This window comes from Peribacillus suis, from assembly GCF_059384845.1.
In genome coordinates, this window is record NZ_CM182019.1 from 3455962 (window position 1) to 3474937 (window position 18976).

Below are 18976 nucleotides of genomic sequence, written 5' to 3' on the forward strand. Positions count from 1 at the left end.
TTCTAATAGAACAAAGGCAAAAAGAGCATGCTGACAAACACATGCTCTTTTTACTTTTCATTGTTTACTAGTTTGTCAGAGATTCAAGAAACTAACTCGCTTTTTTCAAATCCTTGGTTTGCGCTGAACCCCAAATTTCGTTGGCCCATTCAGGATGGTCGATGAATGGATTACGATTGTGCTGCCATTTTTCATAAATGACATCATTGCGGTTGCTCTCGAATTCATCAACTGGATCGAGTTCATTCCACTCCAAAAGCGTTGATAACTTTCCATGAAGCGGCTTTGGATACGTATTGACCGTATCGGAAAGTTCCAAGTCAAGCTCACCGTTACCCTCATAGCGAACGGCCATGTAAAACAGCATGCGGGCGACATCGCCTTTTACATTGTCAGGTGGCTCCCATGAATCCGAATCAACCTTACAGTCACATCCGCTATAGCCTTGGCCTCCATTGTCGAAATCCAGATGCCCTCGTTTACTATTCACCGACACATCTTCCGGACGAAGGTGATGAAGATCTGTCCCAGGACCTACGCTTGTCCCAAAATTCCCATGGGATTTAGCCCAAACATGCTCACGGTTCCACTGTCCCGAATTCCCTCCATTTGAACCTTTCGAAATGGATTTTCCAGAGTACAGCAAGATGACGTTTTTAGGATTATTGGGATCTTCATCTGCATCCTTAATGCCATCCCATACTTGTGCGTACGTCAATTTTTTCTGACTTTTAATGATGGTGTGGAGCGTCGTTTTCAATTCGTTGCCCGTTTTTCCGGACGCTTTTTGGTAATATGCTTCGAGTGGTTTATCCTCTGATACTTTCAGGCTGAAACTAGCAATCACTTCTGAAGACTTGTCCTTTGCTGTTACAGCGACAATATAATTTCCCACTTTATCGGTTGGAAGGGTCAATGTAGAGCCTACAATTGAACCGAATGTAGACGAAAAAGTAAGTGAATCGTTATCGGGATCCTCAAAGTACTCACGTAAATTAAGAGTAACCGTCGAACCCACTTTTACATCTACATTTTCTATTTTCTTCTTTACAACTGGGGCTTTATTCTCCTTTGAAGCGAAAGGAGAAGCAATCGCTTCCCCTTTTGCATTCAAGAACTTGATTCCAGACGTATTGACACCTTTTTTGGTCGTCCATTTCTGGACATTTTCGGCGCCTCTGATTTCTTTGATATAGTCGTTATCAATGATGACTTCTTTTACCTCTGCACCACTGAAGTCAATGATTGCACCTGCTTTGGTCGGCTCAAGGTTCACTTTGGTATTTTTCAAACCGGAACCCTGCAGTTTGGCCAAGTCACTCTTGATGAAGATGCCCTCTTCGATGGTAGAGTCCCCATCAAGATCGATCAAAACGCTCGGTGAAGCAATCGTAAGTTTTTTTGTTTTGAACTTTGATAGATGATACGTCTTTGCTGGAACGATAGGTTCTACTGCTCCTGACGCCGTTAAGTCCGTCTGAATCAATACAGGGTCATGATCGCTTGCCCGTCCATGGGTTTCCATGAAAGAGGAGTTAATATGGACGATGTCCACTTCTGTGGATTCTGCCATATTGTTGGATACAAGAATATGATCGAGTACTTGGGAGTTTCCTTGGTATGTGTAAGAGTAACGTTGTTCAAACGGTACTTTCTCAATCATATTGGTTAATTCTTTACCCTTTAACTCTTTAAGTGGTGCTGAGAATTCAAAGTCATTAAAGTCGCCGAGCAATACAATATGTTCATCAGGATTTTCTTCCGTGATCCCTTTGACAAATTGATTGACGATGGACGCAATTTTCATCCTTTGAACCTCACTTGATAGGACAGGTGGCTGATTTTTCCCGAATAAAGGTTGGTCACCGCCCTTGGAATTGAAATGGTTGGCGACGACGACTACACTTTCCCCTTTAAATTCAAACTGGGTAGCCAATGGCTTCCTGCTTGAAGCAAAGGCAGAATTAGTAGGATCGATTCTCCCAGGATTCAAGGTAAGCTTATCTCCTTTATACGCAACGGATTCCGTCGGCTTCCCTTTTGTTCCCTCAACTAATTTCACTCGGTCTGTATTATACAAAAAGCCTACGCGGATATTTCCACCAGGTGCCCCGCCATCCGCTTTATCTTCTGGAGCAATATCAATATATTGATAGGTTGGTCCACCTGATGCCTTGATTTTGTCGATAACTTTCTGTGCACTTTGGCTGGCATCCGTCGTTCCGCTATCTGTTGCCCCGTCATTATCCTGCATTTCTGTCACGCCGATAATATCTGGCGCTTTTAGATTAGTTACAATGGAATTTGCTATTATAGTAACCTTTGAATCAGCCGTTTGTGTCGAGAAATTCTCGATGTTATAAGACGCGATCGATAGTTTATCAGACTCTGCTGATAACGACGTCACTTCCCGGGCTGTTCCGCCATCCTGTAATGTTGGCAGCTTATTTTTATCCGTCAGCACCCTATAGTTGCTATAGCCGTAGCTGATTACCCCGGTAACATTACTAGTAAAGAAATCTCCTGTTTTTGCGACGAATTTTTCATCATCCATATCCAGGGTGATTCTTTCTGGGTTGTAGTCTTCTTCCGTTACTTTGACTCCGCCCACTGCCGTGTTTGTTTTCATATCTCCCGGAATCACAACCAGTTCACCATAATCTTGGGGAGCTACCACTTTCGGTTGATAGACTTCTACAAGCATTCCTTCTAAACTCTCATAAAAATCAATTCCGTCTTCTGTCGGTTCGAAATCAGTCAGTTGATCATCATCGATATTTTCAGAAGGTGGGATGACATCTTTGCCTATAACGATTGGTTTCGGAAGGGCTTGAGTACCCGTCTTTTTAATAGTCGTATTGGTCAATTCAGTCGTTGGCAGATCCGTCGTTTTCATTTCAGCATAGCCTTCGACATACCATTCCACGATTTTACCATCCACCGAGATGGAATCTCCCGCTTTCAACCCATGCGCTTTGTTGTAGACAAGGATTCCTTCTGACGTCGTCAAATCATCGTCCGGATTAGGGTCTTGCATGTAAAAGTTATTGGCATCCTTTACATACGTGACGACACCTTCGACATTTGAGACGAGCTGATTTTCATACGGTGAAAAATGATTCATTCCTTGGATGTCACGAATCTTCAAGTCATTCGTTTTCGTGACGATATAGGAAAATGTGAATACTTCAGATGTTTTGTCGTTCACGGCGATTGCCTTGATGTCTGTATCTTTCGTTAACGTTATCGGTCCTGTATATAACGTGCTTGAAGATGTCGGAATAGAACCATCTAACGTATAATGAATCTTCGCCCCTTCCCAGCCAGATTCAAGGGATATTTTTGTATTTTCACTGACCGTACCAGGATAAATATCCGTATACACAGCTGGTTTGTTCACCAATTCATAGTCTTCAAGCCCTCTTGGCTTAAGCTGATACGCATCATTGAATTGTGAAGCGATTCCAGTGACGGAAATGAGGTCTCCTTCTTTAAAGCTCTTCAGGAAATCCTCATAACTCGAACCATTCCGGTTATCATGGCGAACGAGTACGGATTGACCTTTCTCATCTTTTGCTTTAAATTCGAATGTTCCGTATGTGCCAGAAGCAGCCAATTCAGTGATGGTCGCCTTTTCGATCTTGACCAGCTCTCCTTGTGTGGCATCATTGACTCCTGCCGCATCGATTCGTTGTGTTTCAGGAAGGGCATTCCCAGAAGAAACCACTTCAAGGGTCGTAGGTTGGATTTGTAATTCGTTACTATAAGCAGAGACCTTTCCGATTAATCGAACCTTATCTCCCTGCTTCACATCCGTTGTCCATGAAGTTCCATACACATAAAGTCCAGCGGTTTGGTCTTGGATGTAAAAGCCTTTTCCTCCCCAATAGCCAACTCCCGTCGTAACGATTCCTTCAATCTGCACCACATCTTCCGTATTCGTGCGTGCTTCTGCAAGCGAATCCAAAATCTTCACATCAGGTTGCTCTGGCGGGTTGCCACCATCGCTAATGAGTGTGTAAGCGGTTGGAGATTTCAAACCAGGAACACTGAAATAGGCTTCCAGTGACCCGGTAATCGTCACCTGTTTCTTGAGTAGCTCCGGGTGATCCACTAAATTCAGGGATGACCGAATGTTCCCGCTAGGTAGCTGAACCGGTATGATTTTTTTACTGTCGGTTTCATCCGGACTATCCGCGATTCCTATATTGGTATTTACGGTAAACGGTGCTTTTTGGACATAGCTTGTACCACTAGAAGCTGTTCCAACGATATATCCTTTCACCGTTTTACCTTTCCCACTGTTATTCGCGATGGCTTCTGCTACAGATAGGAACTCTTCCGCTTTTGCGACCGCTGCATATGGCAAAATCGTTGATAGAACTAATAATATGGCAAAGAAAATCTTACTTATCCCATTCTTCTTCAAGTACTCAACCCCTCCAGTTTTTTATTAAACCTTGGCGATGTTACCTGTCAGTGAGTCAGAAGTTCCTCTTCCTATCTATTAAAAAGTGGTGTCTCCCTTGACTGTGACGCCCGTCAGATTTACGCTTTTCCCATTCAGCCCTGATACATCCAAATCCCCTTCGACCGTCACATCCGAAACCGTAAACGTATCAGAAGGAATTCCAGTCAAAGTTAAATTGCCTTTGACTACTATATTTTTCAAAGATGAGAGGTTCGTGATATCCAATTTGGTATCACCCTCGTATGTTTTGGTTGGATCTTCCGGTGTACCTGGTGTGCCTGGGTCCGGTGTGCCTGGGTCAGGATTTGGAGTAATTCCAGAAACGTCCTTAATCCGTCCCTCGATGGTTGGGTTGACCGTTTTTAACTGGCTTACATAATCCGCAAGGTTCTCCCAATCAGGAAGGCCGATGTCCGTCACTCTTCCTTCTGCATAAGCTTTTGCAAAGACTGTAAAGCCATCTCCACCTTTGGCTGTAAAGGCATTGGTGGCTACTGTATATTGCTTGGTTTTATCCAATTCGCTATACGTTCCATCTTGTCCTTTCACTTCAACCTTTTGTACGCGTTGACCCGCATCCTTTGTGCTGTCATATGTGAATTTCATGCCGGATACATGTAGGAAACCGCCACTCTCTCTCGGTGCTTGGCTCACGCTATGTTCCAATGCTTGCGTTATTTCCGCACCAGTTAGTTTCATCGTCGCCAGTGTATTGCCAAACGGTAAAACAGTAAGGATATCCCCTAATGTGATGTCACCTTGATCGATACCGGCACGGATGCCTCCACCATTTTGGAAAGCTATGACCGTATCTTTATTAAATTCCTTCGCTTTCATCAGCATGGCATCGGTGATCAAATTGCCTAATTCCGTTTCATTTTTACGGACACTTGGTTTCGTAACGTCACCTGAATCACGCGGACTTTCCATTGCCTTCACTGCAGTTGCGCCCGTTTTGCTTTCTTTTACTTCCTGAATCTTCTTGGAGTAGGTTTCCAACTTCTTGGCCGCTTCTGCATCATCCTGTTTGTCGGCAAGCTTGATTAACTGCCCTGCTTGTCCAATGATTTTCCCCTTACTATCAAATTCCACATCAAGCGTACCTAGATAATCACTATATTGATAAGCTTGGACAACGACAGTCGGGTCTTTCGTTTGTCCTTTTTCATCCTCACTGATCACAACTGGACCGTCTAACTGCGTATGGCTATGTCCACCGACGATCACATCAATCCCTTTTACCTTAGATGCCAGTGTTAAATCATTATCATATTCGGCATTGTCATCATACCCAAGATGGGAGATGGCGACGATTTTATTCACGCCCATGCCTTCGAAAGCTTTCACGGCCTTTTCTGCTTCTTCCAGATAGTTCTCGAATACGATGCTGTCAGGGCTTGAAATGTCTTTCGTTTCTTCAGTCGTCAGGCCAAAGAACCCGACCTTCTCACCATCGATATCCTTCACGATGCCGTTGTAGATTTTTCCTTGTTCAGGTTCACTCGAATATAGATCCGAGAATAACCCTTTAAATTTATCGTCTTTGGAAAAGTCTACATTCGAACTGACAAATGGGAACTTGGCGCCTTTAATAAAGTCTGCCAAGGCTTGATGGCCTTCTTCACTTGACCCTAAATCAAACTCATGATTTCCAAATGTCATCACGTCATATTTCATTAAATTCATGAATTGTAAATCAGCCTGACCCTTGAATTCATTGAAATACAAGGTTCCTGAGAATACGTCACCCGCATCGATCAAAAGCGCTTTTGGCTTACTTTCCCTTACTTCCTTAACGGCAGTCACCCGTTTGGCCACGTTATCCAAATGAGCATGCGTGTCATTCGTATGCATCAAAGATAGGGTGAATTGAAGCCCTTCTTCAGCTGTTGCAACCAACTTATCCGCTGCTGCAATCCTTGCTTGGAAAGCCTTCTTATCCGCTTTATTGATTCCAGTTAAATCAATAGCCGCTTTCGCATGTTTAGCCGCGTTGATCTGTGCTTTCGTCTTAAGCGGTCCCTTTGCCAGCTTTTCATACGCACTTACTTTCTTTTCTACTGCTTTTTTCTTTTCGGTATAAAGGGCCGCTTCATATTTTCCGTTTACTTTCTTAGCGTAAGCATGAATGGCCTTACCGAGTTTGGATGTTTTGCTTACCTTTTTCAACTGGCCTGAAACGACGTCCATCCGTTTGGCAGCTGTTTTCAAGTCCCCGTTTGCGATCCAATACTCGGCCTTATCATAGTAATACGGCACTTTAAGATCCCCGTTTAAGGATTTTTTCGTTCCTTTGGTGAACTTATCGTATAGAAGGGCTTCAATCTTGGCGCCGTACACGGTATCTTTAATGTCCTTTTCGGTCTTTTTCACAGCGGAATCCAACGCGTTATATTTTTTCTTAACCTCCGTCGGTTTTTGGGCAATGACGGAATTCGTCAGAGACTTAAGTGCTTTATCATGGGCTACCTTAGCCTTTTCCGCCTTTTGATAGCCTTTCACATAACCCTCTGCCCGTGTTATGTATTTATCATAGGCCTTGATTTCCTTTAGTTTTTCATCTTTTTGTTTTTTCGTTAAGGTTGATTTTTTAATCGAAGCGGTTATGTCTTTTTTCGCCTGTTTTGCAGCTTTGGTTTGTTTCTTGATGGTGGATACGGAAGCGAGTTTAGAAGAGTAGAAGTACGTGTCGAATGGCTTTTTGATGGTGGCCTTCGCTATCTTGATTTTACTGTTTAAGCTTGTTGTTGCAGCATCCGTTGGCACCGGTGCCACTGCGACGATAGTTGATGCGGCCAGTACGGTGGCTGACGCAAATTGAATCATTTTCTTTTTCCCCATAAAAAATAATTCCTCCCCATTCTTTTTCTATGCCGAAATAAGGTTTTATTAGCATGCCCACCGAGGACTCAAGGCAAAACATGCTTTCATAAAACAGAAAATCTCAGCATATCCCATTATCACAAATCCATTTTTCTAGATATGTGTATAACCTATAATACAACAGAATATTCCAAATTTATATCAAATCCATGATTTTTTACACAATATTGACATTTTTATAACTTGACAAATGTTGTTCTCTAGCATCTTTCTACATCACTTTACAAAATCCAGCTCCCTCTGCCATAAAAATCTCTATAGTAAAAAAGCGATTCCTCTTCATGAAGAATCACCCGTTAAATCTGTACCTATTATAGAACCGCTTCCATGACCCTCCAGTTAGCAAGAAGCAGACAAATGACGATGCCCGTTTTGATGATATTCACCATCAGCCTATTGTACGTTACCTCCTTGTCTTTATCTTCACTTTTATAGATTCGTAAGTTGATGGAATCAGGATACCTTTCAACAAGGCTAAACATACCAAAAGCCAATAGCCCGATTAATGGCAGACCTAAAATGCTTTTCTTATCTCCCCATTGGGATACGGCACCCGATGGATCAAAACTCATAGGGATGCTATTCGGTAGAACCGGCCACTTTAAAAATATGTATACAAACATCATGATAAGTAGAATCATCGAAACACTATCTAATAAACTCTCAACGAATGTTTTTTTAGTTGTTACTTGTTGCTTTACCATGTTCTCCTCACCTTCTTAACATAGCCAATTCCTTTGCCAGGATGGAAGGACGGAATTTCTTTTGATGAAAGAACTCCCTTAACTCTTCCGGAGTCTGATAGGAAAGCCTGATATGGTAGTAATTGATATGTTCAATGATGGCGAATGCATAAAGAAAGATGAACCAATAATGACCGACCGAAAAAAAGATGAATTGATAAACGGCTACGAGTAATCCTATCAAGATCAGAACAATGTTAATCTTTTTAAACGCACGGAAAATACGTAGTTGCGCAGAAGGCAGCCCGACGAACTTCTTTTGCTTCGCTTGTTTCCATTTCAGAAACCAATAGAGGCTCCCTTGAAGCAGGATGAACTCCAGCACAACAAAGGCATAGATAGGGGGAAATGAAATCAAGTAAGGATCCGCCCATTTCTGTTGCTGAATGAATAACAACCACAAAGCGGCAAAAAGGACCGTTGCCGTCAACTCCCCCGTCCATAAACTGTATAATTTCCGGTTCGCTTTTTTTTGCATCTAATTCCCCCTGTATACATTCGAATATTTTTTTCTATCAATTCTCTCTTCATACTTCTCTAAAAAACAAAATAATCCTTCCAGGCATCCCTCATGACTACCAATTTCATATGGGTATCCTTGAGCCTTTTATTAAAAAACCATGACAAATCGATAAGCTAACTTGTCCGAAGTCGCATTAACTATATAAACCAGTAGAAAAGAGGTGAATTACATGTCTGATTCTGTGTCCATTCCTAGACCTCCTGATGTAGTGACGATACTATGGGAAAGAAATCCTTTAAGGCCTCACTCTTCTCGTACAATTGTAGAAGCTACAGTCATTGGAAACGCTGATTCCTGCAAGCTATCAACAGGTAAGTCCTACCGGAAAGCTGTAAATTGTCTACTATCAAATGATTTTGTAAGGGTTTCGAATACCTGTTTGGGAGTTTTCGGGGTTTCCGTCTACGTCCGAAAATTCTAGTATATTTTATATAAGAGAGACGATATTGGACTGAAGTGGATAGGTAAAAGGTTCAGGCCAAGCGTGATAACCTGAACCTTTTCCTACTTATATTACTGAAGAATTTTGTCGAAAAATCGATATAATGGCAAAATCCGAAGATATAACCGCTCTTTCCGAAGATATATGAGACGATTTCGAAGATAAAATTGCCTTTTCTTAGATAAATGTTGAAATAAGCTATATAGCGTAAAAACCACATGAACCTAATCATGTGGTTTTTACGATATTATTTATATTTTGGAATTTCAATGTTTAGATTATAGGAATCTAATAAACTATATAGATTATAAATCTGTTTTACTTGCTTCACGGCCCAGCCGATATCTGTTGCATATTGGTGTGTGGCATATCCATAACTGCTAGCCCCAGCAGGATTCCATCTCATTTTATATAAGGTGTCCTGACCTGTGGAGATATAGCCTTTGGCGATGAATTCTGCACCGCCGATGATGGCCGCTTCCGGAGTGAACCAGCCTGCATTATAGGCATATTGCGCGCCGCTGCTTACTGCCGTTCCATCATACGCGCCGATTCCATACATATTATAGACCGTCTTTCCATTCACCATAACGCCTGTTGCTAATGGTGAAGTCCCTTTGCCCGTTTCCAATAATGCGTGTGAAATAAGATAAATATCATTGACTCCATATTTATCCCCTGCCGTCATGAAGGTGGCTGCTTGTCCTTCTAAAATCCCTTTGCCGGATAGGATTCTACTATTCACTTCGGCAGCATTCAGGTTCGCACTTTGAGAGAGTTTAACAAATTGAAACGAGTTAACTGGATCATCCACGAAATTATCTGGATTCAGATGATATTTCACATCTTCTGGACTCGCATTGACCCAGGTTTTATTAATATCGACTTCATACCAGTAATAACCGTCAGAGCCTTTCACCTTCGATTTGATTGTAAGGGACTGATTATTGCTGACCGAACCGACTACCCAGTTATCCGGACCAGCTCCTCCCCGTACTCGCCAGCCCGATCCATTGACCGTACCTTTCGTGGAAGAGGTCAAAATAATACCGTCTTCACGTATGTAGGTTTGGTAGCTTTTATCCGTTTGGGCATTGACGGCCATCTGCAAATCTACCATCTTGTCGATCGTCAGGCCATATTCTGTATAATTCTTAATGACCGTTCCAGGAGCATTGCCAGGAGTTTCTGCAGCTGTGTTAACTAAATACTGTGAGCTCACATATCCCGTTTTCCCATTTGCTGAAACCTTTGCCCAACCATCAGATTCAGAATACACCGTTACCGCCGTATTATTGGCAAGCATAGCCACGATAGAGGCAGACGTCGAGGCGGCAGATCGCATATTGAGATTAGATCCATCGTTCACCTTCACGAATTTAATGAGCGTGTTTTCTTCAATTGGAGGGGTAGGTTCCGGCTTTTCCTCTATTGAAGTCGGTTTGGTCGTTGAAAGATATTTTGTATTCACATAGCCTTCCTTATTATTTGCTTTGATCTTTGCCCAGCCATTGGACTCCGAATATACCGTTACCTTCGTCCCTTTCGTTAGCTCGGTGACGATTGCCGCGCTTGCGGAACCACTTTTCCTCATATTCAGCGTGCCTGAACTTACATCCACATATTTCGTCGTCGTCTTAACCGGAGTGGACGCTGGTTTTGCCGTTACGGGTTTCTTTGTCGAAAGGTAGCTTGTATTCACATAACCTTCCTTATTGTTCGCCTTGATTTTTGCCCAGCCATTGGACTCCGAATACACCGTGACCTTCGTCCCTTTCGTTAGCTCGGTGACGATTGCCGCGCTTGCGGAACCACTTTTCCTCATATTCAGCGTACCTGAACTTACATTCACGTATTTTGTCGTCGTCTTAACCGGAGTGGACGCTGGTTTGGCCGTGACTGGTTTCGTTGTGGAAAGATAGGCCGTATTCACATAGCCTTCCTTATTGTTCGCTTTGATCTTCGCCCAGCCTTTTGACTCTGAATACACCGTTACTTTGGTGCCTTTGGTTAATTCCGTGACAATTTTCGCGCTCGCGGATCCACTTTTCCGCATATTCAGCGTACCTGAGCTCACATTCACGTATTTTGTCGTCGTCTTAACCGGAGTGGACGCTGGTTTGGCCGTGACTGGTTTCGTTGTGGAAAGGTAGGCTGTATTCACATAGCCTTCCTTATTGTTCGCTTTGATCTTCGCCCAGCCTTTTGACTCTGAATACACCGTGACTTTAGTGCCTTTGGTTAATTCGGTGACAATTTTCGCACTTGCCGAACCACTTTTCCTCATATTCAGCGTGCCTGAACTTACATTCACGTATTTTGTCGTCGTCTTAACGGTGGTGGAAGCCTTTGTTGCCGTGGCGGGTTTCTTTGTGGAAAGGTAGGTTGTATTCACATAGCCTTCCTTATTGTTCGCTTTGATTTTCGCCCAGCCTTTTGACTCCGAGTACACCGTTACCTTCGTGCCCTTGCTTAGTGTCGTGACAATTTTCGCGCTCGCGGAACCACTTTTCCGCATATTCAGCGACCCTGAGCTCACATTCACGTATTTTGTCGTCGTTTTGACGGTGGCAGTCACTGCTTGCTTAACCGCTCCTGGCTTCTTTGTCGAAAGGTAGGTTGTATTCACATAGCCTTCCTTATTGTTCGCTTTGATCTTTGCCCAGCCTTTTGACTCCGAATACACCGTTACCTTGGTACCCTTGCTTAGCGTCGTGACTATTTTCGCACTCGCGGAACCACTTTTCCTCATATTCAGCGTACCTGAACTTACATTCACGTATTTTGTCGTCGCTTTGACGGTTGCGGTCACTGCTTGCTTAACCGCTCCTGGTTTTTTTGTTGAAAGGTAAGCGGTACTCACGTATCCTTCTTTTCCATTTGCCTTGACCTTAGCCCAGCCCTTGGATTCCGAATACACCGTAACCTTCGTGCCTTTACTTAGCTTCGCCACTACGGCTGCGCTTTCCTTACCGCTTTTTCGCATATTCAGCGACCCTGAGCTCACATTCACATATTTTATCGTTTCTATCGTTTTTTGTTCGGCTGATAGTGGAGCTGCAGATATATGTTCTTCAAAAGCAACAGTACTCAATACTGCGAAACAGAAAGTCGGTATAAGTAACTTTTTCATATCATTCTCCCTACTAAAGTATTATTTTTATTACATTATTTTAAATATCGGTTAGAATTAGTATTCTGATATAGGTATTTTAAACTATTTTTATGACATAATTGTGTATTTACCTAAGATTATGACTATTGTTAAGTTCTCTTAATCTAATAGTAAAATAATTAATATTTATGTAACATAATTGAAATGATAGGATTTTCAGGAATATACTTTATCCTTCAAAAAGGAATGTCATGTAAGCAAGGTTTTTGAAAATATTTGTAGAATAATAAGTTGAGGAAAGAAAAAAGATTTCCATTAATAGGGGGGTTGCATATGAAAAAGATCATCCTTTTTTTAAGCGTAGTAGCAGTATTGGCTGCTTGTTCGAATAGTGAGGTGAAGTACGATGGAGCACCTTTGAACATTGCAGTAATTGGCGAAACACCTGAATTTAAAAATAATAGTATTTCTGTTGAATCGCTATCATTAGACAAATTAAGTAAAGATATTGCAAGAATCGAAGCGGACTTTGATGCCGTTCTGTTAGCACCCGACGTTTTTGAAGGAGCATCAGACGATAAATTTGTGAACGTTTATAGAAGTTCAGACATTCCGATTGTCTTCTTCGATTCTAGTAAAAAGCACGATCCCTTTATAACGGAGGGCCTTACTTATGAAACGGCCCATGATTCTTTAACGAATGGTTCTCATACGACCATTTATTTACATGATGATCATGCAAATAAAGAGGATGCTTGGTATTTTTATTTAGATGATAAAAAGAACATTGACCAACTTTATACCGATCTCTTCAAAAAAATTGAGGAGTTATAAACAAAAGAAAAATTCCCCTTTAGTGGGGGACATTTTAATTCGTTACATCGACTATATCTAGTTGAATGTCTGAAATTTTGTATACTGCGTAACTATTTACTCCTATTCACATAAACGAAAAATAACCCCCACATGACATCATGCGAGGGTAGGTTCCGTGCTTATTATTATAGGTTATTTAAAAACTCATTCACTTGATCAGGAGTTTTAGCGTTCGCACTGTGCAGGTGGGCGATTTTTTCACCATTCTTGAATACCAATAATGAAGGGATTCCCATGACAGTCTGTTCTTCCGCGATTTCCGGGAATTCGTCTTTATCGATGGTGAACCAATTCTTGTCTTGGTGTTCTGCTGTGATGTCACCGATGAACATATCCAGACGTTTGCAATCCGGGCACCATGTTGTCGTGAAAATCCCGACCGTTAATTCATCTTGTTTGATTTGTTCACGATATTCTTGTTCTGTACTAATCGTTTTCATATTCTTCTCCTCCGAGCTCTTCTTAAAATAGCCTATGTCGCATATGTGACTCAGTGATAAATATATAGCTATTTCCTTCATTATTCAAATTCTAGCTACAAGTCATCGGCCAGATTCGTTATTGTGCCCATCATTAGAGAATTCTACGACTTATTCGATCGATGTCGTTTCTAAATAGCGCCACCCACCCGTATACGAAATATCCAATGCTTGCCCGATTGCATCTGGCTCACAAATAAATCCTAGAACTTCAAGACCGTTCGCTAGCTCGACCTTTCCCATTCCAAGCGGTGCGGGAATCCGTTGCATGAAGGCACCAAGCTGGGCAATCGGCATATCCCATACTTCGACTTCTATGGCGACACCATCTGCACTCCGAACCAACCCGGGTTTAGCTGGCTGTGTAGCTAATTGATATAATCGGTAGGTAGAAGCGGTTGTTGTTTGATAGGCAAAGGTAGCCTGGCATTCAAGCATTTGTTGCTCTAACGCAAAGCCGCGCATATGAAGGCCGCATACGGCAATGGGTGTTGTGTGGCCACGCTCGATAGTAGTGGCCAGTCCTTTTAATAAATGTTCTTCATCGAAGCGGCTAAATAGCGTAATGCCAAAAGGAACATCCGTGGTTGCATGATCTGCCGGAACAGTAATCGCTGCCAAATCGAGCAAATTGCAATGATTCGTATACAAGCCCAATTGTTGATTTGTGGAAATCGGGTCTTCTTTTGCCTGTTGAATCGTCCACGTACCACCTGTTGTTGGCAAAACAAGCACCGCGTTCTCTAAATCTAGCATCGCACGTTTCTTTAATGCTTGTAAACGATGCATTGCCTGAAATAGCTCTGTGGCACGATACGTTTGATTTTCGCTTTCACGTAGTAATTGGCGCGTAACATCGAAGATTTCATCAGGATGCTCCTCTACAAAATCCCCAATCGCAGACCAGCGCTCCGCAATCCATGGACCGTCGTATAAAATGGCTGCCGCTTCTTGTAAGTACGTCACATCTATATAACGGATCGGCGCGTTCCCATTTTCCAGACGTTGCACCGTGCGATTCCAGGCCGCTTTATATTCCTGCGCATATGGGCCAAAAAACGTTAAGTCGTTTTTCGGCAAACACACAACAGATGGATTTGCAGCGGGGGCTAATGGTACGGCACGGCTCCAGATATCAGCTGCATCTTCCCCGCGCACAACGGCATCTACTGAATAGACATCTTGCAGTTCAGTCGCAAACACCGTCACACAATCTAAACTTTCGCATGCCGGTACTACACCTTTCACGGGCCAAGCACCTAGACTTGGTTTCAAACCATACAACTCATTTAATGCTGCTGGTACGCGACCCGACCCCGCTGTATCTGTACCAAGACCAAAGCTCGCAAATCCTAGTGCCACTGCGACTGCCGAACCCGAGCTGGAGCCCCCGCTGATCAGTTCTTCGTTCAAGGCGTTCTTCACGACACCATATGGACTACGCGTGCCGATCAGCCCCGTTGCAAACTGGTCTAAATTGGTTTTGCCAATTGGAATAGCACCAGCATCAATTAAACGTTGGACAACAGTCGCACTTTCAGTAGGTGTATAGGCATAGGTTGGGCAAGCCGCAGTCGTGTCGACATCAACCCAATCAATATTATCCTTAATGACAAATGGAATTCCATATAACGGAAAGTCCTGCATATTGACTCGTTCCAATTTTTCAACATAAGGCGTCAGTCGTTCCCATGTCGGGGGAACAATAAATACCGTACTCGCCGTATAGTCTTCCACACGCTGTAAAATATCGGTGACTACTTGCCGTGGCGTCAAGCTACCATCTGCATAAGCTTGTTGTAAATTATTGATAGATAATAATGGATTCATCATCTTTTACCTCCACTTCTATGGGTTCTAGGGCTACCATTAATTGATTGGCTTGTACTTCGTCTCCAGGAGAAACATAAATTTGTTTCACAATGCCATCAAATGGGGCAACCTGCGGAAACTCCATTTTCATACTTTCTTCAACTAGCAATACATCCCCTTTTCTTACATACATGCCTGCTTCAACAAGTACTTTCCATATGCTCCCCGGTAATGTACAGCGGATGGCCTCGCTATTTTCGGGCACATCGCTATCGACATTCACCGCTTCATGATGCTCTGCTACATATTCGTCTAATCCAAGGTCGCGCCAACGCTCACGCTCTGTATCAAACGCTTGCTGTTGAGTTTGTTTAAAGCTTTGCGTTTCGACTTTAACCTCTTCCAAAAATCTGATATAGTCACGGAGTTTGAATGTTGTCTCTTCAATCTTGACCTCAAATTGACCACGTAAAAATTGTTGGCGTTTTATTCCTAATTCTTCTTCTGTTACTGGATAGAAGCGAATTTGATCGAAGAAGCGTAATAACCATGGCTTTCCTTCTGTAAAACTTTTTGTTGCTCTAAGGCGATTCCACATTTGGACCGTACGGCCAACGAATTGATAGCCACCAGGTCCCTCCATGCCATACACGCACATATATGCGCCACCAATCCCAACCGCATTTTCAGGCGTCCACGTCCGCGCAGGATTGTACTTTGTCGTTACGAGACGGTGCCGCGGATCGAGTGGTGTGGCAACGGGTGCCCCAAGATATACATCGCCAAGACCCATCACTAAATAATTGGCATCAAACACGATACGACGAACATCATCAATTGCTCCAAGACCGTTCATACGGCGGATGAATTCGATATTACTCGGACACCAAGGTGCATCCGGGCGGACATTTTTTTGATAACGCTCGATGGCTAATTGTGTCGAAGGATCGTCCCATGACAATGGTAAATGGACGATTCGCGAAGGTACCTCAACCTCTTCCAACACAGGTAATGCTTGATTTAGCTCGTCTATAATACGGCATACTTCCATTAGCGTCATTTTCGTTGAATCAATATGCACTTGCAGGGAGCGGATACCTGGTGTGAGGTCAATCACCGGAATATCAGTGCGCTCTTTAATCGCCTCCATTAACAGATGGGCTTGGAAACGCAATAGTAAATCCAGAACCATATCGCCATATTCCACAAGCAAATTTTCATCCCCATCTGCACGGATAACCATCGGGAAGCGGCCTTTCTCGCTTCTGAATAGAATCGCCGTTTCTGGATCAGCTTGTTCCATATATTTTACATCGTTCATCTCTTCAAACGATGTGACCGTTAATTCCTCTAAAAATTGCTCTTGATTTTTACGTAGAGCATTGGCCTCGTCTACTGATAATAATTTAAAGCGTACCGTATCACCCGCGTGCAACTGACCGATCTTCCAAAACTCTGCCGAAGCCGTCGTCACTGGACAAACAAAACCGCCGAGGCTCGGTCCATCCGGGCCTAGTAAAATCGGCATATCACCTGTTAAATCCAGGGTACCAATCGCATAGGCATTGTCGTGAATATTCGATGGATGCAAGCCTGCCTCGCCTCCATCTTTACGTGTCCACTTCGGTGTGGGACCAATGAGCCGCACCCCTGTCCGGGAGCTATTAAAATGCACTTCAAAGTTTGTTGCCGTCAGCTCTTCTAAGTAGGCTGCTTCTAAATATTCCTTCGTGCAATGAGGACCAGCAATAACACCAATTTCCCACTCATGTGTATAGTGTTGCTGAGCTTCGACTTGTAAGGCGCGCGGTACAACGGGTTCTGCCGCATTAACGCGTAACACATCACCTGTATGTAGTGGTCGGCCATTGTGTCCTCCAAAGCCACCAAGCGTAAACGTCGAGGCACTGCCTAGATACTTCGGCATATCAAGTCCCCCTGCCACGAGCAAGTAACTGCGCATGCCTTCTTCTGCCTCTTTTAGTGACAGTACTTGTTGCGCAGCTACTTGAATCGTTTCGTAACGTGCAACTGGCACCCCATCGAGCGTCGCTTTCATATCGGCCCCTGTTAAACAAATAGTCATCGGTGCACGGAAGCGATAACGACCGCCACGCAGTGTCAATTCTAAGCCTGGTGCATCGAAGGCATTGCCAAGTAACTGATTGCCGATGCGGAATGCATAGCTATCCATCGGACCACATGGCGGCACTCCGACGTTCCAATGTCCTGTTCGCCCCGGAAAATCTTGTACCGTCGTTTGAATGCCACCATCTAACACTTCAATACTTGCTTCCTCTGGTAAAAAAGATTCCAATAGCTTCGTATAAACGGCCCCTGACCGCACCGATTCTTCCATTAATACTTGCTCTAAATATTGCAGGTTTGTCGTCACACCATATACACGCATTTCAGATAATGCTTGCTGTAACTTTGTAATGGCATCCTTACGCGTATCGGCATGGACAATCACTTTGGCAACCATTGGATCATAATACGTTGAGATGGAACCGCCTTTTTGGATGCCAGTTTCGATGCGGACACCCGCTGGCCATACGATATCATCTATCGTCCCGACACTTGGCTGAAACTGGTTGAAACAATCTTCCGCATAAATGCGAACTTGCATGCTATGACCTTGTGGCGATGATAGGAGTGTGGAAAGATTCGCTAACTCCCCGGCTGCCTCTTTAATCATCCATTCCACTAAATCTACACCTGTAACTTCTTCCGTGACACCATGCTCTACTTGTAAACGCGTGTTCACTTCCAAGAAATAAAACTGATCACTCACAGGATCGTATAAATATTCCACCGTACCAGCACTACGATAGCCTACTAGTTTCGCTAAACGTATGGAAGCTTCCAACATCTTTTCACGAATCGCTTCATTCAATAGAGGTGCGGGTGTCTCTTCCACTACTTTTTGGTTGCGGCGCTGCAATGAGCAATCCCGTTCGCCCAATGCCACAATTTCCGTCTCTGTACCAAAGACCTGCACTTCTACATGGCGTGCACTTGCAATATATTTTTCAACAAATACACCACCATTATTGAAGTTCTTCTCTGCTAAATGCGTCACTGCTTCAAACGCCTCACGCAATGCTTGCTCATCCTCACACACTTTCATGCCAATGCCACCGCCACCAGCCGTACTTTTTAAGATCACTGGATAGCCAATCCTTGTAGAGGATGCTAGTGCTTCTTCGATATCCTCAATCAAATGCGTACCGGGCAATAACGGTACTTGCGCCTCTTCAGCAAGTTGACGTGCTGAATGCTTTAGGCCAAATTGTTCGATTTGTTCAGGTTTAGGTCCTACAAAAGCAATGCCACTCGCCATACAATCACGTGCAAATTCGGCATTTTCACTTAAAAAGCCATAGCCTGGATGAATCGCTTCAGCACCAACGGCACGCGCCTTTTCTAAAATTAAATCCGCATTGAGATAGCTTTCTTTTGCAGGCCCATCGCCGATGAAAATGGCTTCGTCTGCCTCAGCTACATACGTATTGTCCTGATCGGCCGTTGTATAAACGACGACAGATTGTACATTCATTTTCTTTAATGTTCGAACGATTCGTGCAGCAATTGCACCTCGGTTAGCAATCAATACTTTTTTGAACATCTTA

At 43.4% G+C, this 18976-nt stretch carries 9 protein-coding genes; 1 reads left to right on the forward strand and 8 read right to left on the reverse strand.

Features of this window, described 5'->3' with window-relative positions:
- Positions 1-91: 91 nt before the first annotated feature.
- From AC503W_RS16875 to AC503W_RS16895, 5 genes are all read right to left on the reverse strand, one after another.
- The gene (locus tag AC503W_RS16875) at positions 92-4429 is read right to left on the reverse strand and encodes an endonuclease (protein WP_494915127.1); all 4338 of its coding nucleotides are present in this window, start codon (positions 4427-4429) and stop codon (positions 92-94) included.
- A 78-nt stretch (positions 4430-4507) separates the two neighbouring features.
- The gene (locus AC503W_RS16880) at positions 4508-7312 is read right to left on the reverse strand and encodes a 5'-nucleotidase C-terminal domain-containing protein (RefSeq protein ID WP_494915129.1); all 2805 of its coding nucleotides are present in this window, start codon (positions 7310-7312) and stop codon (positions 4508-4510) included.
- Positions 7313-7665: 353 nt separating this feature from the next.
- A complete protein-coding gene (locus AC503W_RS16885) occupies positions 7666-8058 on the reverse strand; it encodes a DUF1648 domain-containing protein (protein ID WP_494915131.1) in 393 nt (130 codons plus the stop codon).
- A gap of 7 nt (positions 8059-8065) precedes the next feature.
- Positions 8066-8575, reverse strand: coding sequence for a hypothetical protein (locus AC503W_RS16890; RefSeq protein WP_427687650.1), 510 nt, complete (start codon positions 8573-8575; stop codon positions 8066-8068).
- Between the two features lie 734 nt (positions 8576-9309).
- On the reverse strand, positions 9310-12195 hold the full coding sequence (locus AC503W_RS16895) for an SH3 domain-containing protein (protein ID WP_494915133.1): 2886 nt from the start codon (positions 12193-12195) through the stop codon (positions 9310-9312).
- A 315-nt stretch (positions 12196-12510) separates the two neighbouring features.
- Here AC503W_RS16895 and AC503W_RS16900 point away from each other — a divergent pair, with 315 nt between their 5' ends.
- Positions 12511-13011 carry a membrane lipoprotein lipid attachment site-containing protein gene (locus AC503W_RS16900; protein ID WP_494915135.1) on the forward strand — a complete coding sequence of 167 codons (501 nt, stop codon included), beginning with the start codon at positions 12511-12513 and terminating at the stop codon, positions 13009-13011.
- 167 nt (positions 13012-13178) lie between these two features.
- Here AC503W_RS16900 and AC503W_RS16905 read toward each other — a convergent pair whose 3' ends face one another.
- The 3 genes from AC503W_RS16905 to uca all read right to left on the reverse strand — a co-directional run bounded on the left by AC503W_RS16905 (position 13179) and on the right by uca (position 18972).
- Positions 13179-13493, reverse strand: a complete 315-nt coding sequence (locus tag AC503W_RS16905) for a thioredoxin family protein (RefSeq protein ID WP_402874112.1) — start codon at positions 13491-13493, stop codon at positions 13179-13181.
- Positions 13494-13643: 150 nt separating this feature from the next.
- Entirely contained in the window at positions 13644-15365 is a 1722-nt protein-coding gene (gene atzF / locus AC503W_RS16910) for an allophanate hydrolase (RefSeq protein ID WP_494915137.1), read from the reverse strand.
- On the reverse strand, positions 15337-18972 hold the full coding sequence (uca, locus tag AC503W_RS16915; RefSeq protein WP_494915138.1) for an urea carboxylase: 3636 nt from the start codon (positions 18970-18972) through the stop codon (positions 15337-15339). Before uca ends, atzF begins: the two co-directional genes overlap by 29 nt.
- Positions 18973-18976 lie beyond the last annotated feature (4 nt).

Coding starts and splice junctions, on each gene's coding strand:
- AC503W_RS16880 (WP_494915129.1), bottom strand. CDS start 7,312: ATGGGGAAAAAGAAAATGATTCAATTTGCGTCAGCCACCGTACTGGCC.
- AC503W_RS16885 (WP_494915131.1), bottom strand. CDS start 8,058: ATGGTAAAGCAACAAGTAACAACTAAAAAAACATTCGTTGAGAGTTTA.
- AC503W_RS16890 (WP_427687650.1), bottom strand. CDS start 8,575: ATGCAAAAAAAAGCGAACCGGAAATTATACAGTTTATGGACGGGGGAG.
- AC503W_RS16895 (WP_494915133.1), bottom strand. CDS start 12,195: ATGAAAAAGTTACTTATACCGACTTTCTGTTTCGCAGTATTGAGTACT.
- AC503W_RS16900 (WP_494915135.1), top strand. CDS start 12,511: ATGAAAAAGATCATCCTTTTTTTAAGCGTAGTAGCAGTATTGGCTGCT.
- AC503W_RS16905 (WP_402874112.1), bottom strand. CDS start 13,493: ATGAAAACGATTAGTACAGAACAAGAATATCGTGAACAAATCAAACAA.
- atzF (WP_494915137.1), bottom strand. CDS start 15,365: ATGATGAATCCATTATTATCTATCAATAATTTACAACAAGCTTATGCA.
- uca (WP_494915138.1), bottom strand. CDS start 18,972: ATGTTCAAAAAAGTATTGATTGCTAACCGAGGTGCAATTGCTGCACGA.